The sequence below is a fragment of the Paenibacillus sp. P4_E11 genome (genome assembly GCF_056401635.1).
The window spans coordinates 1-975 of the sequence record NZ_JBFUIX010000566.1 but is presented as its reverse complement, the minus strand read 5'-3'; the positions used below and the strand labels follow the sequence as shown (position 1 = coordinate 975).

The window sequence follows — 975 nt, the reverse complement described above, 5'->3', positions numbered from 1 at the left end:
AGCGAATCATGATAGGCTAAGAATTTCACTTCTCTTTGATTTTCCTTCTGGATGGTAACGTCCCTGAGAATGAGAATAAGATGAGGTTGATACTCGACTAGCACATAATCGCCATCAATCAGAATGTCCAATTGCTTATTCTCGATACTGATCGTCATCTCACAATCTTTGATCTCTTCTCGAGTGCGTATGCATGTTTTCACTTCTTCGTTTCCAATTAAAATCGTGTAAAAATTATTAAGATCGAGGTGAATCGAGTCGAATAATTGCTTGGCGCTTGGATTCGCTTCTTTGATGTTGCCGTTAAGATCAACGAGCACAATCGCAGCCGGGTTCAGATTGAACAATTTCTCATACCGTTTGTCCAGGAAATTCATGAAATCGTATTTCATCATCGTACGCCGTAGAAAGAAACACCACAAAACGCCGCCATATAAATAAGGATAAGGAGGTAGGCTGCCTCCGAAATTAATCAACCCAAACACGGTGAACCAAACAGCTGATATTACGACACCCAAGATCAGTTGATCGTAAATCGCCCTAATTTCCCGTGTACCAGCACTGACTCTGCCTTTAATAAGCGGAATCAAGTATGAGACATTATTCACGATACTAGCAATCATGGCAATATAATAAGGTCTGTTATAGACCGGAAGTTTCCATATACCGACCTGATGGTATTCACTCGCGGAAATCATGTTGTCATTAAAAACAACTAAGATTAGGATGATAACCACGGGTAAGTAAAAGATATGCGCAACAGCACATCAATCCCCATATAAACAAAAAATAGGATCGGAATGAAATGTGTGAATAGCGGTAGGATCACTTGCGATAGGTCCATTATATCCCTTCTCCTCCAGTTGTTAAGTTCACTCGCTAGACATACAGATCAGGATTTAACTCCAATCCCGTAGAAGAATATATGGACTATACTGTTGAGAAACTCCTCTGCATTCCCGCTCTGTTTGGCCA

1 protein-coding gene is annotated in these 975 nt (G+C 40.6%); it reads right to left on the bottom strand.

Features of this window, described 5'->3' with window-relative positions; all coding sequences use genetic code 11:
- A partial coding sequence (locus AC1DWB_RS36075; RefSeq protein ID WP_477545857.1) for a PAS domain-containing protein occupies positions 1-608 on the bottom strand: 608 nt, incomplete at its 3' end.
- Positions 609-975 lie beyond the last annotated feature (367 nt).